This is a genomic window from Enterobacter sp. RHBSTW-00901 (assembly GCF_014103115.1).
Taxonomy (GTDB): domain Bacteria; phylum Pseudomonadota; class Gammaproteobacteria; order Enterobacterales; family Enterobacteriaceae; genus Enterobacter; species Enterobacter cloacae_P.
Genome location: NZ_JABXPB010000001.1, coordinates 190770 through 213253 on the forward strand (window position 1 = coordinate 190770; position 22484 = coordinate 213253).

Here is a 22484-nt window from a genome sequence, read left to right on the forward strand (position 1 = left end):
GGGTCTCATAGGTTTTGCTCGCCTATGTTTCGTTTATTTAACAATGCGAAGTGGAAGTTATTAAGATGCCAAAAATTAAGACCGTACGCGGTGCTGCTAAGCGCTTCAAAAAAACCGGTGGTGGTGGATTTAAGCGTAAGCACGCAAACCTGCGTCATATTCTGACCAAAAAATCTACTAAACGTAAACGTCACCTGCGTCCAAAAGGCCTCGTGTCTAAAGGCGATCTGGGTCTGGTTATCGCGTGCCTGCCGTACGCATAAGTCGTTAACGTTTAATTTTTTTTCTAAGAATATAGATACAGGAGAGCTCACATGGCTCGCGTAAAACGTGGTGTAATTGCTCGTGCACGTCACAAAAAAATTCTGAAACAAGCTAAAGGCTACTACGGTGCGCGTTCACGCGTATACCGCGTTGCCTTCCAGGCTGTTATCAAGGCTGGTCAGTACGCTTACCGTGACCGTCGTCAACGTAAGCGTCAGTTCCGTCAACTGTGGATTGCGCGTATCAACGCAGCAGCACGTCAGAACGGTATTTCTTACAGCAAATTCATCAACGGCCTGAAAAAAGCCTCTGTTGAAATCGACCGTAAGATCCTGGCTGACATCGCAGTATTCGACAAAGTAGCGTTCACCGCTCTGGTCGAAAAAGCGAAAGCAGCACTGGCGTAAGCCAGTTGAGAGAGGGGGCTTTGCTCCCTCTTTTCATTTAACACCATCAGAAGATTGACATTTACCCGTCCAGGCTTTTCAATAAGGTCTTAACGGTTTTTACCACACAAGGTAACGCAAGCATGAATGCTGCTATTTTCCGCTTCTTCTTTTACTTTAGCACCTGAATTCAGGAGGCTAGCGCGTGAAAGATGAAACGAAAAACAGCGCCAGATAAGCCTCCCGATGGAGGCTTTTTTTGTGTCTAAATTCGAGAGAATAAGTCCACCAAATCGGTGTCTGCACCGACATAATGAGGAAAATCATGTCACATCTCGCAGAGCTGGTTGCCAGTGCAACAGCCGCCATTAATCAGGCCTCAGATGTTGCCGCGTTAGACAATGTCCGCGTCGAATATCTGGGTAAAAAAGGGCACCTGACCCTTCAAATGACTACCCTGCGTGAACTGCCAGCGGAAGAGCGCCCGGCAGCGGGTGCGGTGATTAACGAAGCTAAAGAGCAGGTACAACAGGCACTGAACGCGCGTAAAGCTGAGCTGGAAAGCGCAGTACTGAATGCCCGTCTGGCGCAGGAAACAATTGATGTTTCTCTGCCGGGTCGTCGTATTGAGAACGGTGGCCTGCATCCGGTGACCCGTACCATTGACCGCATTGAAAGTTTCTTCGGTGAGCTCGGCTTTACCGTGGCGACTGGCCCGGAAATCGAAGATGACTACCACAACTTCGATGCCCTGAATATCCCAGGCCATCATCCGGCACGCGCTGACCACGACACTTTCTGGTTCGATGCCACACGTCTGCTGCGTACTCAGACCTCTGGCGTTCAGATCCGTACCATGAAGGATCAGGAACCACCAATCCGCATCATCGCGCCGGGTCGTGTGTATCGTAACGACTACGATCAGACGCACACCCCAATGTTCCACCAGATGGAAGGCCTGATTGTTGATAAAAACATCAGCTTCACCAACCTGAAAGGCACGTTGCACGATTTCCTGAACAACTTCTTTGAGGAAGATCTGCAGGTTCGTTTCCGTCCTTCCTACTTCCCGTTCACCGAACCGTCTGCGGAAGTTGACGTGATGGGCAAAAACGGCAAATGGCTGGAAGTGCTGGGCTGCGGCATGGTGCATCCAAACGTATTGCGCAACGTGGGTATTGATCCAGAAGTGTACTCCGGTTTTGCGTTCGGCATGGGTATGGAGCGTCTGACCATGCTGCGCTACGGTGTTACCGATTTGCGTGCATTCTTCGAAAACGATCTGCGTTTCCTCAAACAGTTTAAATAAGGGCAGGACAGAACAATGAAATTCAGTGAACTGTGGTTACGCGAATGGGTAAACACCACGCTCGATAGCGAAGCGCTTTCCAACCAAATCACGATGGCGGGTCTGGAAGTGGACGGCGTTGAGCCTGTTGCGGGTGCGTTTAACGGTGTCGTCGTGGGTGAAGTGGTGGAGTGCGGACAGCACCCTAACGCTGACAAACTGCGCGTAACAAAAGTGAATGTAGGCGGTGACCGCCTGCTGGATATCGTCTGTGGTGCGCCAAACTGCCGTCAGGGCCTGAAAGTGGCCGTGGCAACTGTGGGTGCAGTACTGCCGGGTGATTTCAAAATTAAAGCTGCGAAACTGCGCGGTGAGCCGTCTGAAGGCATGCTGTGCTCGTTCTCTGAGCTGGGTATTTCCGACGATCACAATGGCATCATTGAGCTGCCTCTGGATGCTGCTGTTGGTACCGATATCCGCGAATATCTGAAACTCGATGACAACACCATCGAAATCAGCGTAACGCCAAACCGTGCGGACTGCTTAGGCATTATCGGTGTGGCGCGTGATGTGGCCGTGCTGAACCAGGCTGAACTGAACGCACCTGAAATTGTACCGGTTGCAGCCACCATCAGCGACACGCTGCCAATCCAGGTTGAAGCGGCTGACGCTTGCCCACGCTACCTCGGTCGTGTGGTGAAAGGCATCAACGTTAAAGCCCCAACGCCACTGTGGATGAAAGAGAAGCTGCGCCGCTGCGGTATCCGTTCTATCGATGCTGTGGTTGACGTGACTAACTACGTTCTGCTGGAACTGGGTCAGCCAATGCACGCGTTCGATAAAGACCGTATCGAAGGCGGTATCGTTGTACGTATGGCAAAAGAGGGTGAAACCCTGGTTCTGCTGGACGGCAGCGAAGCGAAACTGAACGCAGATACGCTGGTGATTGCCGATCACGGCAAAGCGCTGGCGATGGGCGGTATCTTCGGTGGCGACCATTCTGGCGTGAACGATGAAACGCAAAACGTCCTGCTGGAATGTGCGTTCTTCAGCCCGCTTTCCATCACCGGCCGTGCACGCCGTCATGGCCTGCATACCGACGCTTCTCACCGTTATGAGCGTGGCGTTGACCCGGCTCTGCAGTACAAAGCGATGGAACGTGCAACCCGCCTGCTGATCGACATCTGCGGTGGTGAAGCCGGCCCGGTTATCGACGTGACTCACGAAGAGGCACTGCCGAAGCGTGCAACCATTACGCTGCGTCGCAGCAAGCTGGATCGTCTGATTGGCCATCACGTTGCCGATGCGCAGGTGAGCGACATTCTGCGTCGTCTGGGCTGTGAAGTGACGGAAGGTCAGGACGAGTGGAAAGCCGTTGCGCCATCCTGGCGTTTCGACATGGAAATCGAAGAAGACCTGGTAGAGGAAGTGGCTCGCGTATACGGCTACAACAACATTCCTGACGAACCTGTTCAGGCGGGTCTGGTAATGGGTTCCCACCGCGAAGCTGACCTGTCCCTGAAGCGTGTGAAAACCATGCTGAACGACAAAGGCTACCAGGAAGTGATCACCTACAGCTTCGTTGATCCTAAGCTGCAGCAGTTGATCCACCCGGGTCAGGAAGCCCTGATCCTGCCAAGCCCAATCTCCAGCGAAATGTCCGCGATGCGTCTGTCTCTGTGGACGGGTCTGCTGGGTACTATCGTGTATAACCAGAATCGTCAGCAAAACCGCGTGCGAATTTTCGAAAGTGGATTACGCTTTGTACCAGATAATCAGGCAAATTTAGGCATCCGTCAGGATCTCATGCTGGCTGGTGCGATCAGCGGTAACCGCTATGAAGAGCACTGGGATCTGGCAAAAGGCACGGTTGATTTCTACGATATGAAGGGCGATCTGGAAGCTATTCTCGATCTGACCGGTAAATTATCTGAAATTGAATTCCGTGCAGAAGCCATCCCGGCCCTGCATCCGGGCCAGAGTGCGGCCATTTATTTAGACGGCAAACGTGTTGGTTTTATTGGTGTTGTTCACCCTGAGCTGGAACGTAAACTGGATCTGAATGGTCGTACCATCGTGTTCGAGCTGGAGTGGAACCCGGTTGCAGACCGCGTCATTCCTCAGGCGCAGGACGTCTCTCGCTTCCCGGCGAACCGCCGTGATATCGCGGTTGTGGTCGCTGAAAACGTGCCAGCAGCAGATATTTTGGCCGAATGTAAGAAAGTTGGCGTAAATCAGGTAGTTGGCGTAAACTTATTTGACGTGTACCGCGGCAAGGGCGTAGCGGAAGGTTTCAAGAGCCTCGCTATCAGCCTGATCCTTCAGGATACCAGCCGTACACTCGAAGAAGAGGAGATTGCCGCTACCGTCGCCAAATGTGTAGAGGCATTAAAAGAGCGATTCCAGGCATCATTGAGGGATTGAACCTATGGCGCTTACAAAAGCTGAAATGTCAGAATATCTGTTTGATAAGCTTGGGCTTAGCAAACGGGATGCCAAAGAGCTGGTAGAGCTGTTTTTCGAAGAGATCCGTCGTGCTCTGGAAAACGGTGAGCAGGTAAAACTCTCCGGTTTTGGCAATTTTGATTTGCGAGACAAAAACCAACGTCCGGGTCGCAACCCGAAGACGGGGGAAGATATTCCCATTACAGCCCGCCGCGTGGTGACCTTCAGACCCGGTCAGAAGTTAAAAAGCCGTGTCGAAAACGCAACGCCCAAAGCAGAGTAATATGAACTAACTAAAAAGGCCGCTATCGCGGCCTTTTTTCTTTGCGCTCTTTGGCAAACCCGCCGTAAAATCAATACCATCTCATCTTTATATAACTGCATCCATGTTTGATTTTGCCCATCGCCAGCACTGCTCCGACCGACGCCGCCTGCTTGTCCTCGTGCTGCTGCTCATTGCCGCCGCTGGTGTCAGCTTATGCGCAGGCGACAGATGGCTGGGGCCGGAAAGCTGGTTTGGCCCTGACGGGCAGCTTTTCGTCTGGCAAATTCGCCTGCCGCGTACGCTGGCGGTGATCCTGGTGGGAGCCTCGCTGGCGCTGTGCGGTACAATTATGCAGGCGCTTTTTGAAAACCCTCTTGCGGAACCTGGGCTGCTTGGCGTCTCGAATGGCGCGGGGGTCGGGCTGATTGCGGCCGTCATGCTGGGGAGCGGCGAACTGTCAGCCTGGGCAATCAGTCTGAGTGCCATCCTCGGCGCGTTGCTGATAACCATCATTTTGCTGCGCTTTGCCAGACGGCATTTATCGACCAGCCGGTTGCTGCTTGCCGGGGTGGCGCTGGGGATCATCTGCAGTGCGTTGATGACCTGGGCGGTCTATTTTTCTACCTCGTTCGATTTGCGTCAGTTGATGTACTGGATGATGGGCGGTTTTGGTGGCGTCGACTGGCGACAAGGCTGGCTAATGATGCTACTGATCCCGGTCATTCTGTGGGCGGGTTTCCAGGCGCATCCGCTGAATATTCTTGCGCTGGGCGAAACGTCGGCTCGTCAGCTCGGCATGCCAATTGCACTCTGGCGTAATGTGCTGGTGATTGCCATTGGCTGGATGGCAGGCGTTAGCGTGGCGCTGGCAGGGGCGATTGGCTTTATCGGGCTGGTGATTCCGCACATGCTGCGTCTGTGTGGTATCACCGACCATCGAACCTTACTTCCTGCCTCGGCCGTTGCCGGGGCGGCAACGCTGTTGATTGCGGATATCATCGCCCGGCTCGCGCTGAAAGCCGCTGAGCTGCCCATCGGTGTAGTGACAGCCACGCTGGGCGCGCCGGTATTTATCTGGCTACTATTAAAAGCCGGACGTTAAATCACTACACGTAAGACAACCTGAGGGGATGCTATGCAGTACGATATTCTGAATACCGAAGTGACCACCATTGACGGCGAGAAGACCACGCTGGAAGGGTATAAGGGCAAGGTTTTGCTGCTGGTGAATGTGGCGTCTAAATGTGGTCTGACTCCGCAGTATGAACAACTTGAGAACATCCAGAACGTCTGGGAGAAAGACGGTTTTACCGTGCTGGGCTTCCCGTGCAACCAGTTCCTGGGCCAGGAGCCGGGCAGCGAAGAAGAGATCAAAACGTTTTGCAGCACCACCTACGGCGTGACATTCCCGCTGTTCAGTAAAATTGATGTGAATGGTGAAGACCGCCACCCACTCTATGCGAAGCTGGTTGCCGCCGCGCCGACAGCCGTTGCGCCAGAAGGGAGCGGTTTCTACGAGCGTATGGCGAGCAAAGGGCGTGCTCCGCTTTATCCGGACGATATCCTGTGGAATTTCGAAAAATTCCTGATTGGTCGGGACGGTCAGGTTATTCAGCGTTTTTCTCCGGATATGACACCTGAAGACCCGACGCTCACTGAGTCTATCAAGCGGGCACTGGCGAAATAATGACGTTGTTGATGCAGCTTACGGACGTTGCCGAGAAGGAGCGTCTGGAGCCGGTAACGGCGACAATCAATGCAGGAGAAATCCTGCATCTTGTTGGGCCGAATGGCGCGGGGAAGAGCACCTTGCTGGCGCGTATGGCGGGGCTGACCAGCGGGCCGGGGGAGATCTCTTTACTGGAACACTCCCTGGCCGACTGGTCACCGGTATCACTGGCGCACCGGCGTAGCTACCTGGTGCAGCAGCAGGTTCCGCCGTTTGCGATGCCTGTCTGGCACTACCTGATGCTGCATCTGCACGATAAACAGCACACGGCGTTGCTCACGGAAGTGGCTGCGGCGTTAGGGTTAGAAGATAAACTGTCCCGGCACGCCAGCCAGCTTTCCGGTGGAGAATGGCAGCGCGTGCGTCTGGCGGCTGTCATTCTCCAGATCCATCCCGCAGGAAATCCTCACGGGCGTTTGCTCCTTCTGGATGAACCGATGAGCGGTCTGGATGTTGCTCAGCAGGCTGCACTGGATACCCTTCTAAGCGCGCTGAGCCGTCAGGGTATTGCGGTCGTGATGAGTAGCCATGACCTGAACCATACGCTGCGTCATGCGCACAGAGTATGGCTCCTGGCCCGGGGGAAAATGATCGCCAGTGGCACGCGTGACACCGTCCTGACGCCGCCTAATCTGGCTCGCGCTTACAACATGGCGTTCCGCAGGCTGGATATAGAAGGACATAAGATGCTGATTTCTACCGCGCAGGAGTAAGCGTTTCTTGCCTGTTAGCACAATTGCACGCTAAATTACGAAAAGAACAAAAAAAGCAGAGGATTCGTCTGAAAATGCGATTCTGGTTTCTCCTGGTGGCAGCGTTATTTCTTGCGGGATGCAGTAGCCATCGTGCGCCGCCGCCTAACCCGCGGCTTTCTGATTCAATTACGGTCATTGCCAGCCTGAACGATCAGCTGAGCAACTGGCGCGGCACGCCTTATCGCTACGGCGGCATGAGCCGTGGTGGTGTGGATTGTTCCGGTTTTGTCCTGATGACATTCCGCGATAAGTTTGACTTACAGCTTCCGCGCGAAACACGTAAGCAGGCTGAAATTGGTACGGAAATCGATAAAGATGATTTGTTGCCCGGTGATCTGGTCTTTTTCAAAACCGGATCGGGTGAAAGCGGCCTTCATGTCGGCATTTATGATACGGATAACCAGTTTATTCACGCCTCGACCAGCCGTGGAGTGATGCGTTCTTCGCTTGATAATGTCTACTGGCGTAAAAACTTCTGGCAAGCACGGCGTATTTAGTGCAAAGCACACAAATCACTTATGGCGGCATGGGAGCGAATATACTATGCCGATTTTTTGGAATAAGATGATTAAAGTTAAATTTACGACGAATTAGTTATGTCCATATGTGTCTGTTTTATCTAAAACTGGCTATTATTCAGCAACCAGGATAAGATTATTTTAGATTCAGGGATAAATCTGAAAAATAATACGGAACTAATGAAATTAATCTTATTAAAATCAAGACAGTGGAATTGTGTCGGCAATTGCTCCAGGATGTCCTCTCTCATCTTTAGTGCGGGGCGAGTGCAATGATTATCACGCTAGATAATGATTACCAATCTGAACTTTTGCTCCAGCCTGCCCGTAATAGCGCAGGTGAGCTGAAAGGTTTAGAGATTATGGTTAACTTTACTGGCGTCGGTACAAATGTACGCATCCCGACTGAACTGGTTATCGCACGTCTGACCCCTGCAGAAGAGCTCTCGCTGTTTCACGAAAAGCTGCAATTGCTTGATACCTGCAAACTGTTTTTTATTCAGCACCAGTTAATTGCATGGATCAATATTACACCTGCTATTGTTGAATTTTTATTAACTAAATAGCTGCGCGGAATAGTAGATCACTGAAAGGGAACTCAGCCCGGATTGTGCGATCTGATCAATCGCCAAACCAACCAAAATCACCAACCGGACTGAGCGATGCCGATCATAGTACCAATACCCCGTGGCGAACGACGCCTGATGCAGAAAGCTATTCATAAAACGCGTGATAAAAATCATGCCCGCAGACTCACGGCCATGCTAATGCTTCATCGGGGTGAACGGGTCAGCGATGTTGCCAGAACTCTCTGTTGTGCCCGTTCATCCGTTGGTCGCTGGATTAACTGGTTTACGCACTCAGGTATTGAAGGCCTGAAATCCTTACCCGCAGGGCGCTCCCGACGCTGGCCTTTTGAACATATCTGCACCCTGTTACGTGAGCTGATAAAGCATTCTCCCGGCGATTTTGGTTATCAACGTTCACGCTGGAGCACCGAATTACTGGCAATAAAAATCAATGAGATAACCGGTTGCCAGTTACATGCAGGAACCGTTCGCCGCTGGTTGCCATCTGCGGGGCTTGTATGGCGCAGGGCCGCGCCAACTCTGCGTATCCGTGACCCACATAAAGATGAAAAGATGGCGGTAATCCACAAAGCGCTGGATGAATGCAGCGCAGAGCATCCGGTATTTTATGAAGATGAAGTGGATATCCACCTTAATCCTAAAATCGGTGCGGACTGGCAGTTGCGCGGACAGCAGAAACGGGTAGTGACGCCGGGGCAGAACGAAAAATACTATCTGGCCGGCGCACTGCACAGTGGCACGGGTAAAGTCAGCTACGTGGGCGGCAACAGCAAAAGTTCAGCGCTGTTTATCGCTCTGCTAAAGCACCTGAAAGCCACTTACCGGCGGGCGAAAACAATCACGCTGATCGTTGATAACTACATTATCCATAAAAGCCGCGAAACACAGCGCTGGTTGAAAGCAAATCCCAAGTTCAGGGTAATTTACCAGCCGGTTTACTCGCCGTGGGTGAATCATGTGGAACGGCTATGGCAGGCACTTCATGACACGATAACCCGTAATCATCAGTGCCGCTCAATGTGGCAGTTACTGAAAAAGGTCCGCCATTTTATGGAAACCGCCAGCCCATTCCCCGGAGGAAAACATGGTCAGGCAAAAGTGTAGCGGTATTAGGCGCAGCTATTTAGTGAGAATACCGTTTCATTACTCGAACGTTATCCGTTTCTGGAGTTTACGGTTAATGAGAACTATCCAGGCTTAAATAACGGCAAGGACGATCTGGTCCTGGCGAGAATGGCGATCCGGTTTCCACTGGTTCTGGCCAATTTTGGTGCAGGTGCAGCCTCTCTCAAAGCGGTGTATGACGGTTTGTTTAAGCGGGTTATTCTGGACAAGGGCTTTATCCAGCAGCGTGCGCCCGAACTCTCTTTTGAGCCTTTTATGCGCGCAATCCTCTGGCAAATAACGCCTCATTGCCAGTCGGTGATCGTGTCCGGGGTTGACGATCACAACTTATTGCAACGAATCTTATCCTTTAACGTTGGCGCGATGCAGGGAACACTCTGGCCAGCGGTCTCTGCGGAGCAGGTCACCACGCTGGTTCAGCGATAACCCTTGCTTTCGCCCGTGTTTAAGTCCAGGTAAACCCTCTACACTAAAAGCAGGAGGACCTATGACCCTGTCTTTTACTGCGCACTGGCATGATGAGTTGCCCGGCTTTTATACCGCACTCAAACCAACACCATTACAAAATACCCGCCTTATCTGGCACAACGACCAGCTGGCAGGTGAGCTGGCTATCCCGCCCGGTATGTTCCAGCCTTCAGAGGGTGCAGGCGTCTGGGGTGGCGAAACGCTACTGCCAGGCATGCAGCCACTTGCTCAGGTCTACAGCGGACACCAGTTTGGCGTCTGGGCGGGGCAACTGGGTGATGGCAGGGGTATCCTGCTTGGCGAACAGCAACTTCCCAACGGGGACACAGTTGACTGGCATCTGAAAGGCGCAGGCCTGACACCTTATTCGCGCATGGGTGATGGCCGTGCGGTACTGCGTTCAACCATCCGCGAATGCCTGGCGTCGGAAGCAATGCATGCGCTGGGTATCCCCACCACGCGTGCGTTGTCGATTGTCACCAGCGACACTCCGGTCGCCCGGGAAACGATGGAAAAAGGCGCAATGCTGATGCGCATTGCGCAAAGCCACCTGCGTTTTGGGCATTTTGAACACTTTTACTATCGTCGGGAGCCGGAAAAGGTTCGCCAGCTTGCTGACTATGCTATTCGTCGCCACTGGTCACATCTGCAGGATGAGGCCGATAAATATGTGCTCTGGTTCCGCGATGTTGTCGCGCGTACCGCTTCGATGATCGCCCGCTGGCAAACCGTGGGGTTTGCGCACGGCGTGATGAACACCGATAACATGTCTATTCTGGGGCTGACCTTCGATTATGGTCCGTTTGGTTTCCTGGATGACTATCAGCCGGGTTATATCTGCAACCACTCGGACTATCAGGGGCGCTACAGTTTTGACAACCAGCCTGCCGTGGGGTTATGGAATCTCCAGCGCCTTGCGCAAAGCCTGTCGCCATTTATCGACGTTGACGGCCTGAATGATGCGCTCGACAGCTATCAGGAGATATTGCTGCGTGAATATGGCCAACTGATGCGGAGCAAACTGGGGTTAATGACGCAAGAGAAGGGGGATAACGACATTCTGAATGCGTTGTTCGCTCTCATGGCCCGCGAGGGCAGCGATTACACCCGTACTTTCCGCATGCTGAGCGAAACGGAACAGCACAGCACTGCGTCACAGCTGCGCGATGAGTTTATCGACAGGCAGGCATTTGATGACTGGTTCGCCACTTACCGCGCCCGCTTGCAGCAGGAGCAGGTTGATGACGCCACCCGGCAGGCCAGTATGAAGGCGTCAAACCCTGCGATAGTGTTGCGCAACTGGCTGGCACAGCGCGCGATCGCCCAGGCAGAGCAGGGGGATGTTGAAAAGCTGCACCGTCTGCATATTGCATTGCGTACGCCATTTGCCGACAGGTGCGACGACTATGCGAACCGCCCGCCGGAGTGGGGCAAACGGCTGGAAGTGAGCTGTTCGAGTTAACGTCAGTATTGGGCGTAAAAAAACCTGACGCGCAGTCGCGTCAGGTTCTCTCTTCTGGATGGCAATAACTGGTCGTTGTTCAGAAGCGGCTATCAACCGCCGAAGCCAGTTTCTCCAGCAGCAGTTCGGTATCTTCCCAGCTCAGGCATGGGTCGGTAATAGACTGACCGTACACCATCGGCTGCCCGGCAACAATTTTCTGTGTGCCTTCTTTGATGAAACTTTCGGCCATAATACCGGCGATGGCGCTGGAGCCGCTGCGGATCTGCTGGCAGACCTCATCGCAAACATCCAGCTGGCGGCGATGCTGTTTCTGGCAGTTACCGTGGCTGAAATCCACAACCAGGTGTTCCGGCAGGTCAAATTCGGCCAGCGTTTCGCAGGCTGCGGCGATATCCTGTGCGTGATAGTTCGGTTTTTTACCGCCACGCATAATGATATGCCCGTACGGGTTGCCGCTGGTCTGGTAAATGGTCATCTGGCCGTTTTTATCCGGGGAGAGGAACATATGGCTGGCACGTGAAGCACGGATCGCATCGACGGCAATACGGGTGTTGCCATCGGTACCATTTTTAAAGCCAACCGGGCAGGAGAGGGCGGAGGCCATCTCACGGTGGATCTGGCTTTCCGTGGTGCGTGCGCCAATGGCACCCCAGCTTATCAGGTCGGCGATAAATTGCCCGGTCACCATATCGAGGAATTCAGTCGCAGTCGGTACACCCAGCTCATTCACCTGCAACAGCAACTTACGCGCCAGCTCAATGCCGTGATTGACGCGATAGCTGCCATTGAGATCAGGATCGGAGATTAACCCTTTCCAGCCCACGACGGTACGCGGCTTTTCAAAGTAGGTGCGCATCACAATCTCCAGACGCTGCTGGTGTTTATCACGCAGACCCTGAAGGCGTTTTGCATAATCCATTGCGGCATCCAGGTCATGGATGGAGCAAGGCCCAATAACCACCAGAAGACGTTTGTCTTCACCATTGAGGATTTTTTCAATGCGTCGGCGGGATGCCGTTACATGTTCCGCAACGCCTGCGGAAAGGGGGTGCCGCTGTGCCAGTTCAGACGGTGTCACCAGGCTATCAATGCGCGCAGTGCGGAGTTCGTCAGTTTTATTCATGGGATATCTCAGAAATTTTTTGCTTCATCGGCAGACTACCGGGAAGTGATGGGCATCACCTTAAACCAATCCCTGCTGATTTCAAGTTCGGGGCGGTTCCGCCCCGATGGTGAGCACCATGATACCTGAATTTGTATTGATGTACTAGCTTGTTAGTACATCCGGCGATTCAGCCCCATGATGTCGAGCATTTTGGTCGCAATTTCTTCTACCGAGTAGTTGGTGCTGTTGAGCCAGGGGATCTGGTTTTTCCGGTACAGCGCTTCAACCTCAGAGACTTCCATTCGACACTGGCGCAATGAGGCGTAACGGCTGTTTTCGCGCCGCTCTTCCCGAATAGCCGCCAGGCGTTCAGGGTTGATGGTCAGGCCAAACAGCTTGTGCTGCAACGGCTTAAGCGCGGCAGGCAGGATCAGGTTATCCATGTCATCGGCAATAAAGGGGTAGTTTGCCGCGCGAATACCAAACTGCATGGCCAGGTAGAGGCTGGTCGGCGTTTTTCCGCAGCGTGACACACCCAGCAGGATCACCTGAGCCTGATCCAGATTACGCAGAGAGATACCGTCGTCGTGCGCCAGCGTGTAATCAATGGCGGCGATGCGCGCATCGTACTTGGTCAGGTTACCGGGGTTCAGCCCGTGAGTACGGTGAGCGATGGGGGTCGGGTCGAGCTTCATTTCGTTCTGCAACGGGGCGACCAGAGCCTGCACAATGTCCTGACAGAAGCCTTCACTTTGCAGAATAATGGTGCGAATTTCTGGAATAACGATGGAATAGAAAACCAGTGGTCGGATACCGGTTTGCTGATAAATAGCGTCAATCTGGTCTTTCACCGCCCTGGCGCGGCTCTCATTTTCCACAAACGGCAGCGTGATGCTGTTAATCGTAACGGGGAATTGCGACATCACCGCGTGCCCCAGCACCTCGGCGGTGATCGCCGTACCATCGGAAATATAAAAAACATGGCGATCGACAGCATTATCCATTTTATTCACCCTGAATAGCGTACGTAATTGTCTGAAAGCATAAATTAAAAAAGTAAAATACACAGCAAAGAACTTATCCTAATTATAAATGAAATGGTGTTTTTAATTTTCCTGAAAAGTGGATTTCATTTTTCCAGTAGTAGCTTTATTTCTATGGTTTTTTCCCGAATATATAGGAATCATCGGGTTAGTGACAGGTGGGAAAGTGTCCGAAAAGTTGAAAATTTAAATTGCTTACACGATTCACCGTTTTTTTAGCGGGAATAAATATGCCAGTATAAATACGTAGTCAGGTGTTTCTTACTCCGATCAAATATCACAAAAGGATTGTTTCGATGTCCAACAATGGCTCGTCACCGCTGGTGCTTTGGTATAACCAACTCGGCATGAATGATGTAGACAGAGTTGGGGGCAAAAATGCCTCCCTGGGTGAAATGATTACAAATCTGTCGGGTATGGGTGTCTCCGTACCGAACGGGTTTGCCACAACTGCCGATGCGTTTAACCTGTTTTTAGACCAGAGTGGCGTAAACCAGCGCATTTACAACCTGCTGGATAAAACGGATATTGATGACGTCACCGAGCTTGCGAAAGCCGGGGCGCAAATCCGCCAGTGGATTATCGACACACCTTTCCAGCCGGAACTGGAAAAAGCCATTCACGATGCGTACAACCAGCTCTCCGCTGATGATGCGCAGGCGTCGTTTGCCGTACGTTCTTCTGCCACCGCAGAAGACATGCCGGATGCTTCGTTCGCCGGACAGCAGGAAACCTTCCTGAACGTTCAGGGTTATGATGCCGTACTGGTAGCGGTGAAGCATGTGTTTGCTTCCCTGTTTAATGACCGCGCTATCTCCTATCGTGTGCATCAGGGCTACGACCACCGCGGCGTTGCGTTGTCCGCAGGTGTGCAGCGCATGGTGCGTTCCGACGTAGGGTCTTCCGGCGTGATGTTCTCCATTGATACCGAATCCGGTTTCGACCAGGTGGTATTTATCACTTCCGCGTGGGGTCTGGGTGAGATGGTTGTGCAAGGGGCGGTTAACCCTGACGAATTCTATGTTCACAAACCGACGCTTGCGGCAAACCGTCCGGCGGTGGTTCGCCGTACGATGGGCTCGAAAAAAATCCGCATGATCTATGCCCCGACGCAGGAGCATGGCAAGCAGGTTAAAATTGAAGATGTGCCGCAGGAGCAGTGTGACCGCTTCTCGTTGACCGATGCCGAAGTGCAGGAGCTGGCGAAACAGGCGGTACAGATCGAAAAACATTACGGCCGTCCGATGGATATCGAATGGGCGAAAGACGGTAACACCGGCAAACTGTTTATCGTGCAGGCACGCCCGGAAACCGTCCGCTCGCGCGGTCAGGTGATGGAGCGTTATACGCTGCACGCGCAGGGCAGAATTGTGGCTGAAGGCCGTGCTATCGGTCACCGCATCGGTGCGGGCCCGGTCAAAGTGATCCACGACATCAGCGAGATGAACCGCATTCAGCCGGGCGACGTGCTGGTAACCGACATGACCGACCCGGACTGGGAACCGATCATGAAGAAAGCTGCGGCAATCGTCACTAACCGTGGCGGCCGTACCTGCCACGCCGCAATCATCGCCCGTGAATTAGGTATTCCGGCCGTTGTTGGCTGTGGTGATGCAACCGAACGCATGAAGGACGACGAAAAAGTGACCGTCTCCTGTGCCGAAGGTGATACCGGCTACGTCTATGCCGATATCCTGGACTTCAGCGTGAAAAGCTCCAGCGTGGATACCATGCCGGATCTGCCGCTGAAGATCATGATGAACGTCGGTAACCCGGACAGAGCGTTTGACTTCGCCTGCTTGCCGAACGAAGGCGTAGGGCTGGCGCGTCTGGAATTTATCATCAACCGTATGATCGGGGTACACCCGCGCGCACTGCTGGAGTTTGACGACCAGGATGCGAAGCTGCAAAGCGAAATCCGCGAGATGATGAAAGGCTACGACTCACCGAAAGAGTTCTACGTTGGTCGTCTGACCGAAGGGATCGCGACGCTGGGTGCTGCGTTCTATCCGAAACGCGTGATCGTGCGTCTGTCGGACTTTAAATCTAACGAATATGCCAACCTGGTGGGCGGTGAGCGCTACGAGCCGGAAGAAGAGAACCCGATGCTGGGCTTCCGCGGTGCCGGACGTTATGTCTCCGACAGCTTCCGCGACTGTTTTGCGCTGGAGTGCGACGCGGTGAAACGCGTGCGCAACGACATGGGGCTGACCAACGTTGAGATTATGATCCCGTTCGTGCGTACCGTGGATCAGGCGAAAGCCGTGGTTGACGAACTGGCGCGCCAGGGTCTGAAGCGCGGCGAAAATGGGCTGAAGATCATCATGATGTGTGAGATCCCGTCCAACGCCCTGCTGGCTGAGCAGTTCCTGGAGCACTTCGACGGCTTCTCCATCGGCTCCAACGATATGACACAGCTAACGCTGGGTCTGGATCGCGATTCTGGCGTCGTCTCTGAGCTGTTCGATGAACGTAACGAGGCGGTCAAAGCGCTGCTGTCGATGTCCATCCGTGCGGCGAAGAAACAGGGCAAATATGTCGGGATTTGTGGTCAGGGGCCTTCCGACCATGAAGACTTTGCCGCCTGGCTGATGGAAGAGGGGATTGATAGTCTGTCCCTGAACCCGGACACCGTGGTGCAAACCTGGTTGAGCCTGGCTGAGCTGAACAAGTAAAAATATGATGGGCTTCCTGGTAACAGGAAGCCCATATGATTAAGGCACAATAATGTTGATTAATTCATCAGATACATCTCTGGCGAAACGCGCTTTGGCATAGAACTTGTCATCCCCCGAATCTTTCCGTGGTATCAACAGTATAGGTGTAAGTTCCGTTAGCGCAGCGAGATTCGGTTGCGCCAGTTTTTACAACCTGGTTATTTTTGTCGCGTTCCAGTACGGGAACGTTGACACAGGTTTGTTGTGTGCCTTGCCGCACTTCCGGTTTGGTTCTGGAACAGGCATTTGAATAACGCTGCGCATTGCTCATGCGCAATAGTCCCCACGAACCCGTTCCAGATTTGATTTTTCGATCTCACTTTCAACTGCCATCCTGTTAATCATCCCGCAGGAGGTTAATATCAGAGTTGAAAAAATATTTTTACATTTCATGGCGTTTTCCTTAACTAAAAATATTGCTTTGCATACTCTGCTATTACCCGACTATATCCAATAAGTCTGAAAGTAAAGGCTGAGCCTCCAGATGAAATCGCAAATTCAGAATATAACTATGGACTCTACCAGACGATTAAATACGCTCGCCATTGGGTTTGTTGTTTTTATAAGCAAAAAAAAGCCCATCGTGGGAGATGGGCAAAGACTACACACAGCAATTCGTTGTTTCACTCAGGGGATTTCCATGCTTATAAATCAAGGTGTTGATCTATAACCGTGAGCTAATAGTAGGCATTGCGTTTTTTTGCGTCGATCAGATTCGTCTCAATAGTTAAAGAGTCGTAAAGATTTTTTGAAGTGGATGACAGAGTTACAGCTGGTTTTGCGGGTCAGACCAGTGCGCAGAGAATAAATAGTTTAACAATGGTTAAGTATTGCGGGGAGCAATTCAGGCCGGGTAAACGTAGCGCTACCCGGCCATACCGTTACTGTTTGTTCTGGTCTTCCAGCTCTTCCAGTTCGCTCAGGATCACGTCCGGGTCAGTTCCCGGCGGTGGTACTTCATGCACCCAGGCGGAGAAGAGACGCCATGTCACTGCCAGAAGTACCGGGCCAATAAACAGACCGATCATCCCAAATGCAATCAATCCACCAATAACGCCTGACAGGATCAGGATCAGCGGCAGATCGGCTCCCATACGGATGAGGATTGGGCGAATGACGTTATCCATCGTCCCGACCACGCAGCTCCAGACCAACAGGACGGTGCCCCAGGTGGTATCACCTGTCCAGTAGAGCCAGATAATGCAGGGTACCAGCACCAGCAATGGTCCCAGTTGCGCAAGGCAGGTCATCAGCATCACGACGGTAAAGATGGTTGCGTAAGGCACACCTGAGATGGCAAGTCCGATACCGCCCAGCACGGCCTGCACCAGCGCAGTCACCACCACGCCAAGCGCAACGGCACGGACGGCCTGAGCGGCCAGCAGAACGGCCGCATCGCCGCGTTTACCCGCCAGTCGGGTGGCAAAATGACGGATCCCCAGAGCCACTTGTTCACCGCGCCAGTACAGCAGGGCGCTGAAGACCAGCATCAGGGTACAGTGCATCATAAACCGGCCGATATGCGCGGCCTGACCAACAAACCAGGTAGTGGTGGTGCCAATATACGGTCGCACTTTCGCCATCAGCGCACTGCCGCCCATCTCCAGCAGGCTGTGCCAGCCGCTGTAGAGTTTTGCGCCCACGACGGGAATACTGTTGAGCCAGGCGAGATCCGGCAGCGTCAGATCGCCGCTGGAGATGGCGCGAATAACCGGGCCACTGGAGTCAACAAGGCTATTCACCAGCAGCGCAATCGGAATAATAAACAGCAGGAACAGCAGCAGGGTCATGACCAGCACCGCCAGACCACGCCGTCCAAAGAGCAGTTTCTGCAAACGCAAGAGTAAAGGCCAGGTCGCGACGACCACGGTCGCGGCCCAGGCAAAGCCGAGCACGAAAGGTTGAACAATCCACAGACACGCAATAATCATGATGGCTAAGAACAGCACCGACAGTAAAATTTGCGCAACATCCCTGGGCTGACGAAGATTGACCATAAGTGAAACTTTCCTTAAATGAACGCCAGACAGGCCGGCGGAAACGTAAAACCGCGTCTCTCTAATCATTAGTGATTTCAGCGATTCTTGACAGGCGGATTTTGCCTGTAATTCTGCTGAGCGTATAAGAAAAAAATGTGATAAAAAGTTGGGACACAACGCAAACGATTATCTCCTGAATAATTCGGGCTGCAGGAAGGCGGCAAGTGAACGAATCCCTGGGCGCATGGATAACTATGTGGCCAGGGTGAGTAGACGCAGCCAACGCATCTGCTGCTTGAAGTATGACGGGGATCCACAACTCTAATTAGGGTCGACAGTAATGATCCCACAGATTTCCCAGGCACCCGGCGTCGTTCAGCTGGTGCTTAATTTTTTGCAGGCACTGGAGCAACAGGGTTTTACAGGTGATACCGCCACCAATTATGCCGACAGGCTGACGATGGCGACCGATAACAGTATCTACCAGCTACTTCCCGATGCCGTCGTTTTCCCACGCTCAACGGCTGATGTCGCGCTGGTAGCCCGTCTGGCGGCGCAAGAACGATTTACGTCTCTGATATTTACCCCACGTGGCGGCGGTACCGGCACCAATGGCCAGGCACTGAACCAGGGCATCATCATCGATATGTCCCGTTATATGAACCGCATCATTGAGATCAACCCTGAAGAGGGGTGGGTGCGCGTTGAAGCGGGGGTCATTAAAGATCAGCTCAACCAATACCTGAAACCCTACGGCTACTTTTTCGCCCCGGAGCTGTCCACAAGCAACCGCGCCACAATTGGCGGGATGATCAACACCGATGCTTCCGGTCAGGGTTCCCTGGTCTACGGTAAAACCTCCGATCACGTCATGGGCGTTCGCGCGGTACTGATGGGGGGCGATATCCTTGATACCCAGCCGATGCCGGTTGAGCTGGCGGAAACGTTGGGCAAAGAGAACACCACGAGCGGGCGAATTTATCGCACCGTACTGGAACGCTGTCGCGATAACCGCCAGCTGATCCTCGATAAATTCCCAAAACTGAACCGCTTCTTAACAGGTTACGACCTGCGTCATGTTTTTAATGATGATTCGAGCCAGTTTGATTTGACCCGCGTGCTGACCGGCTCCGAAGGGACGCTGGCGTTTATCACCGAGGCGCGTCTGGATATCACCCGCTTGCCGAAGGTGCGCCGCCTGGTGAACGTCAAATACAACTCTTTCGACTCCGCACTGCGCAATGCGCCGTTTATGGTGGAGGCGCGGGCGTTGTCGGTGGAAACCGTCGACTCCAAAGTGCTGAATCTGGCCCGGGAAGATATCGTCTGGCACTCCGTGAGCGAGCTGATCACCGATGTGCCGGATAAAGAGATGCTCGGCCTGAATATTGTTGAATTTGCGGGTGATGATGCCGAACTGATCGAAAGTCAGGTGACGATGCTTTGTCAGAGGCTGGACGAGCTCATCGCCCGGGGCGAGGGCGGGGTGATTGGCTGGCAGCTCTGTAACGATCTCTCCGGCATTGAACGTATCTACGCGATGCGTAAAAAAGCGGTGGGGCTGCTTGGCAACGCCAAAGGTGCCGCCAAACCCATTCCCTTTGCCGAAGACACCTGCGTACCACCGGAGCATCTGGCGGATTATATCGTTGAGTTTCGCGCACTGCTGGACAGCCACGGCCTGAGCTATGGCATGTTCGGACACGTCGACGCCGGGGTACTGCATGTGCGTCCGGCACTGGACATGTGTGACCCCCAGCAGGAGATGCTGATGAAAGCAATCTCCGACGATGTCGTGGCCCTGACCGCCAAATATGGCGGTCTGCTGTGGGGTGAACACGGTAAGGGGTTCCGTGCGGAGTACAGCCCGGCTTTCTTCGGTGAACAACTCTACGGTGAGCTGCGCAAGGTCAAAGCGGTATTCGACCCTGATAACCGACTCAACCCGGGAAAAATTTGCCCGCCAGAGGGGGTTGACGCGCCGATGTTACGGGTGGATTCCGTCAAACGCGGCACCTGGGACAGACAAATTCCGGTTGCGGTACGCACCTCCTGGCGCGGTGCAATGGAGTGTAATGGCAACGGCCTGTGCTTTAACTTTGACGTGAAAAGCCCGATGTGCCCGTCGATGAAAATGACCAGCAACCGCATTCACTCCCCAAAGGGGCGAGCAACGCTGGTGCGCGAATGGCTGCGTTTGTTGGCCGATCGTGGGGTGGATCCACTGAAACTGGAGCAGGAACTGCCGGAGAAAGGTGCCAGCCTGCGTTCGCTTATCGAACGTACCCGCAACAGCTGGCATGCAAGCAAGGGCGAGTACGACTTCTCGCATGAAGTGAAAGAGGCAATGTCCGGCTGCCTGGCCTGTAAGGCGTGTTCGACCCAGTGCCCAATTAAAATCGACGTGCCGGAGTTCCGTTCCCGCTTCCTGCAGCTTTACCACACGCGCTATCTGCGCCCGATGCGTGACCACCTGGTGGCAACGGTGGAAAGCTACGCGCCGCTGATGGCGAGAGCGCCGAAGACCTTTAACTTCTTTATCAATCAGCCGCTGGTGCGCAAGCTCTCCGAAAAACATATCGGGATGTTGGATCTGCCGCTGTTGTCGACGCCCTCCTTGCAACGCCAGCTGGTTGGACACCGCTCGGCGAACATGACGCTGGAGCAACTTGAAGCGTTAAGCCCGGAGCAGAAAGCCCGCGTGGTGCTGGTGGTGCAGGATCCGTTTACCAGTTACTACGATGCTCAGGTGGTGGCTGACTTTGTACGCCTGGCTGAAAAGCTGGATTATCAGCCAGTGGTGCTGCCGTTCTCGCCAAACGGCAAGGCGCAGCACATTAAAGGTTTCCTGACCCGCTTTGCCAAAACGGCCCGGAAAACCGCAGATTTCTTAAATCGTGTTGCGCAACTGGGCATGCCAATGGTCGGTGTCGATCCGGCGCTGGTGCTGTGCTACCGGGATGAGTACAAACAGACGCTGGGCGAAAAACGCGGCGATTTCCACGTCATGCTGGTGCACGAATGGCTACCAGCCGCACTACAGGGGATGACCACGGCAGATGTGCGCGGTGAGTCATGGTATCTTTTTGGCCACTGTACCGAAGTGACCGCTTTGCCAGGGGCTCCTGCTCAGTGGGCCTCTATTTTCGCTTGTTTTGGCGCGAAACTGGAGAACGTCAGCGTCGGCTGCTGCGGTATGGCCGGTACTTACGGGCATGAAGTGAAAAACCATGCAACGTCGTTGGGGATCTACGAGTTGTCGTGGCATCAGGCGATGCAGCGCTTACCGCGAAATCGTTGTCTGGCGACGGGCTACTCGTGCCGCAGCCAGGTAAAACGCGTCGAAGGTAACGGCGTGCGCCATCCATTACAGGCTTTACTGGAGATTATCGGATGATCTGGAAACGAGCAGTGACGCTACAGGCACTGAATGCCATGAGCGAAGGTAATATGGTGGGTTTGCTGGATATCCAGTTTACCCGCATTGGTGAGAATGAGCTGGAAGCCACCATGCCGGTCGATAGCCGTACCCATCAACCGTTTGGCTTACTGCACGGTGGCGCGTCCGTCGTGCTGGCCGAAACGCTGGGGTCGGTGGCAGGGTATCTCTGCACCGAAGGCGAGCAAAACGTTGTCGGACTGGAAGTTAATGCTAACCATATTCGTTCCGTGCGCAGTGGGCGAGTGCGGGGGATCTGCCGCGCCCTCCACGCCGGGAGACGTCATCAGGTGTGGCAGATAGACATTCTCGATGAGCAGGAACGTCTGTGCTGTTCGTCGCGCCTGACGACGGCGGTTGTGTAAAGTTGCCCGATGTTTTGCATTTGGTCAAAAACCAGGCGGTTGACTGTGATATACTGGTCAGGTTTTGTACATAAGCGAGGACATCATGGATACTGAAATAACCCCAACACAACTGGCAATTGAATATATACGTCGCGATAAAAGCAACCTGTCTCCGGCGCAGTACCTGAAAAAGCTGAAGCAGCTTGAGCTGGAGTTTGCTGATTTGCTGGCGCTCTCTTCAAATGAACTCAAAGAAGAGATCTACTTTGCCTGGCGGTTGGGCGTTCACGTCCATTAATACCTGAAGAAAAGGCCGCGCTTGCGGCCTTTTTTGTACACTATCACTGGGATTGCAATCAATTCACCACGTATTCTCTAAATAGTTGTTGGTTATAAATTTTATTATGATATTCATCATAATGACTGTCCGTATATTTTATTCTTAGTAACTTCAACAGAAACCAGTAAAAAAATAATACCAGGTATCCTGTTAAGAAAAATATCTCTTTAAGCATTTACGATTTAAGTACTGGTATAAGTCGTAAATGGCTTTATC

General features: G+C 53.1%; 19 protein-coding genes, 1 other RNA gene, 2 pseudogenes and 1 other annotated feature. Of the genes and pseudogenes, 18 read left to right on the forward strand and 4 right to left on the reverse strand.

Going from position 1 to position 22484, the window contains the following annotated elements; genetic code table 11:
- The first annotated feature begins 65 nt into the window (after positions 1 to 65).
- From rpmI to selO, 14 genes and pseudogenes are all read left to right on the forward strand, one after another.
- On the forward strand, positions 66 to 263 hold the full coding sequence (rpmI, locus tag HV318_RS01070) for a 50S ribosomal protein L35 (protein WP_003030583.1): 198 nt from the start codon (positions 66 to 68) through the stop codon (positions 261 to 263).
- A 51-nt stretch (positions 264 to 314) separates the two neighbouring features.
- Positions 315 to 671 carry a 50S ribosomal protein L20 gene (gene rplT / locus HV318_RS01075; protein ID WP_000124850.1) on the forward strand — a complete coding sequence of 119 codons (357 nt, stop codon included), beginning with the start codon at positions 315 to 317 and terminating at the stop codon, positions 669 to 671.
- Between the two features lie 117 nt (positions 672 to 788).
- Positions 789 to 913, forward strand: a sequence feature (Phe leader region).
- The gene (gene pheM, locus HV318_RS01080) at positions 794 to 838 is read left to right on the forward strand and encodes a pheST operon leader peptide PheM (protein WP_001386830.1); all 45 of its coding nucleotides are present in this window, start codon (positions 794 to 796) and stop codon (positions 836 to 838) included. It overlaps the preceding feature by 45 nt.
- Positions 914 to 975: 62 nt before the next feature.
- Positions 976 to 1959, forward strand: coding sequence for a phenylalanine--tRNA ligase subunit alpha (gene pheS / locus HV318_RS01085; RefSeq protein WP_182271159.1), 984 nt, complete (start codon positions 976 to 978; stop codon positions 1957 to 1959).
- Between the two features lie 15 nt (positions 1960 to 1974).
- Entirely contained in the window at positions 1975 to 4362 is a 2388-nt protein-coding gene (gene pheT / locus HV318_RS01090) for a phenylalanine--tRNA ligase subunit beta (RefSeq protein ID WP_182271160.1), read from the forward strand.
- Positions 4363 to 4366: 4 nt separating this feature from the next.
- Positions 4367 to 4666, forward strand: a complete 300-nt coding sequence (gene ihfA / locus HV318_RS01095; protein WP_003857805.1) for an integration host factor subunit alpha — start codon at positions 4367 to 4369, stop codon at positions 4664 to 4666.
- Between the two features lie 103 nt (positions 4667 to 4769).
- Positions 4770 to 5750 (forward strand): vitamin B12 ABC transporter permease BtuC, encoded by a 981-nt coding sequence (gene btuC / locus HV318_RS01100; RefSeq protein WP_182271161.1) that lies wholly within the window; start codon positions 4770 to 4772, stop codon positions 5748 to 5750.
- Between the two features lie 33 nt (positions 5751 to 5783).
- Positions 5784 to 6335, forward strand: coding sequence for a glutathione peroxidase (locus HV318_RS01105; protein WP_182271162.1), 552 nt, complete (start codon positions 5784 to 5786; stop codon positions 6333 to 6335).
- Entirely contained in the window at positions 6335 to 7090 is a 756-nt protein-coding gene (btuD, locus tag HV318_RS01110) for a vitamin B12 ABC transporter ATP-binding protein BtuD (RefSeq protein ID WP_182271163.1), read from the forward strand. The genes HV318_RS01105 and btuD overlap by 1 nt, the downstream gene beginning before the upstream one ends.
- Before the next feature lie 74 nt (positions 7091 to 7164).
- Positions 7165 to 7629, forward strand: coding sequence for an NlpC/P60 family protein (locus HV318_RS01115; RefSeq protein ID WP_182271164.1), 465 nt, complete (start codon positions 7165 to 7167; stop codon positions 7627 to 7629).
- A 293-nt stretch (positions 7630 to 7922) separates the two neighbouring features.
- Positions 7923 to 8210: pseudogene (locus HV318_RS01120) on the forward strand (EAL domain-containing protein); the annotation flags it as partial.
- 102 nt (positions 8211 to 8312) lie between these two features.
- Complete coding sequence (locus HV318_RS01125; RefSeq protein WP_001395480.1) at positions 8313 to 9344, forward strand: IS630-like element ISEc33 family transposase; 1032 nt, start codon at positions 8313 to 8315, stop codon at positions 9342 to 9344.
- A gap of 27 nt (positions 9345 to 9371) precedes the next feature.
- Positions 9372 to 9791, forward strand: a pseudogene (locus HV318_RS01130) (EAL domain-containing protein); the annotation flags it as partial.
- Positions 9792 to 9852: 61 nt separating this feature from the next.
- The gene (gene selO, locus HV318_RS01135) at positions 9853 to 11295 is read left to right on the forward strand and encodes a protein adenylyltransferase SelO (protein WP_182271165.1); all 1443 of its coding nucleotides are present in this window, start codon (positions 9853 to 9855) and stop codon (positions 11293 to 11295) included.
- 79 nt (positions 11296 to 11374) lie between these two features.
- Here the strand turns inward: selO and aroH are convergent, their stop codons facing one another.
- Both aroH and ppsR read right to left on the reverse strand, forming a co-directional pair.
- Complete coding sequence (gene aroH, locus HV318_RS01140) at positions 11375 to 12421, reverse strand: 3-deoxy-7-phosphoheptulonate synthase AroH (RefSeq protein ID WP_182271166.1); 1047 nt, start codon at positions 12419 to 12421, stop codon at positions 11375 to 11377.
- A gap of 152 nt (positions 12422 to 12573) precedes the next feature.
- Positions 12574 to 13407 (reverse strand): phosphoenolpyruvate synthetase regulatory kinase/phosphorylase PpsR, encoded by an 834-nt coding sequence (gene ppsR / locus HV318_RS01145; RefSeq protein ID WP_182271167.1) that lies wholly within the window; start codon positions 13405 to 13407, stop codon positions 12574 to 12576.
- A gap of 335 nt (positions 13408 to 13742) precedes the next feature.
- Between ppsR and ppsA the strand changes: the two genes are divergently transcribed.
- On the forward strand, positions 13743 to 16121 hold the full coding sequence (gene ppsA, locus HV318_RS01150) for a phosphoenolpyruvate synthase (protein WP_182271168.1): 2379 nt from the start codon (positions 13743 to 13745) through the stop codon (positions 16119 to 16121).
- Positions 16122 to 16729: 608 nt separating this feature from the next.
- Here ppsA and rprA read toward each other — a convergent pair.
- Together rprA and ydiK are read right to left on the reverse strand one after the other, a co-directional pair.
- An RNA gene (gene rprA, locus HV318_RS01155) (antisense sRNA RprA) lies at positions 16730 to 16837 on the reverse strand.
- 207 nt (positions 16838 to 17044) lie between these two features.
- A complete protein-coding gene (gene ydiK / locus HV318_RS01160) occupies positions 17045 to 18160 on the reverse strand; it encodes an AI-2E family transporter YdiK (protein WP_182271169.1) in 1116 nt (371 codons plus the stop codon).
- 322 nt (positions 18161 to 18482) lie between these two features.
- On the opposite strand from ydiK, the gene ydiJ reads away from it, so the two are divergent.
- From ydiJ to HV318_RS01175, 3 genes are all read left to right on the forward strand, one after another.
- Entirely contained in the window at positions 18483 to 21539 is a 3057-nt protein-coding gene (ydiJ, locus tag HV318_RS01165; RefSeq protein WP_182271170.1) for a D-2-hydroxyglutarate dehydrogenase YdiJ, read from the forward strand.
- Entirely contained in the window at positions 21536 to 21946 is a 411-nt protein-coding gene (gene menI / locus HV318_RS01170; protein ID WP_182271171.1) for a 1,4-dihydroxy-2-naphthoyl-CoA hydrolase, read from the forward strand. Before ydiJ ends, menI begins: the two co-directional genes overlap by 4 nt.
- Positions 21947 to 22031: 85 nt before the next feature.
- Positions 22032 to 22226 (forward strand): YdiH family protein, encoded by a 195-nt coding sequence (locus HV318_RS01175; RefSeq protein ID WP_131634415.1) that lies wholly within the window; start codon positions 22032 to 22034, stop codon positions 22224 to 22226.
- The last annotated feature ends 258 nt before the right edge of the window (positions 22227 to 22484 follow it).

Excerpts from the sequence above, each read along its gene's own strand:
- rpmI (WP_003030583.1), top strand. The coding sequence starts at position 66 with ATGCCAAAAATTAAGACCGTACGCGGTGCTGCTAAGCGCTTCAAAAAA.
- rplT (WP_000124850.1), top strand. The coding sequence starts at position 315 with ATGGCTCGCGTAAAACGTGGTGTAATTGCTCGTGCACGTCACAAAAAA.
- pheS (WP_182271159.1), top strand. The coding sequence starts at position 976 with ATGTCACATCTCGCAGAGCTGGTTGCCAGTGCAACAGCCGCCATTAAT.
- pheT (WP_182271160.1), top strand. The coding sequence starts at position 1,975 with ATGAAATTCAGTGAACTGTGGTTACGCGAATGGGTAAACACCACGCTC.
- ihfA (WP_003857805.1), top strand. The coding sequence starts at position 4,367 with ATGGCGCTTACAAAAGCTGAAATGTCAGAATATCTGTTTGATAAGCTT.
- btuC (WP_182271161.1), top strand. The coding sequence starts at position 4,770 with ATGTTTGATTTTGCCCATCGCCAGCACTGCTCCGACCGACGCCGCCTG.
- HV318_RS01105 (WP_182271162.1), top strand. The coding sequence starts at position 5,784 with ATGCAGTACGATATTCTGAATACCGAAGTGACCACCATTGACGGCGAG.
- btuD (WP_182271163.1), top strand. The coding sequence starts at position 6,335 with ATGACGTTGTTGATGCAGCTTACGGACGTTGCCGAGAAGGAGCGTCTG.
- HV318_RS01115 (WP_182271164.1), top strand. The coding sequence starts at position 7,165 with ATGCGATTCTGGTTTCTCCTGGTGGCAGCGTTATTTCTTGCGGGATGC.
- HV318_RS01125 (WP_001395480.1), top strand. The coding sequence starts at position 8,313 with ATGCCGATCATAGTACCAATACCCCGTGGCGAACGACGCCTGATGCAG.
- selO (WP_182271165.1), top strand. The coding sequence starts at position 9,853 with ATGACCCTGTCTTTTACTGCGCACTGGCATGATGAGTTGCCCGGCTTT.
- aroH (WP_182271166.1), bottom strand. The coding sequence starts at position 12,421 with ATGAATAAAACTGACGAACTCCGCACTGCGCGCATTGATAGCCTGGTG.
- ppsR (WP_182271167.1), bottom strand. The coding sequence starts at position 13,407 with ATGGATAATGCTGTCGATCGCCATGTTTTTTATATTTCCGATGGTACG.
- ppsA (WP_182271168.1), top strand. The coding sequence starts at position 13,743 with ATGTCCAACAATGGCTCGTCACCGCTGGTGCTTTGGTATAACCAACTC.
- ydiK (WP_182271169.1), bottom strand. The coding sequence starts at position 18,160 with ATGGTCAATCTTCGTCAGCCCAGGGATGTTGCGCAAATTTTACTGTCG.
- ydiJ (WP_182271170.1), top strand. The coding sequence starts at position 18,483 with ATGATCCCACAGATTTCCCAGGCACCCGGCGTCGTTCAGCTGGTGCTT.
- menI (WP_182271171.1), top strand. The coding sequence starts at position 21,536 with ATGATCTGGAAACGAGCAGTGACGCTACAGGCACTGAATGCCATGAGC.
- HV318_RS01175 (WP_131634415.1), top strand. The coding sequence starts at position 22,032 with ATGGATACTGAAATAACCCCAACACAACTGGCAATTGAATATATACGT.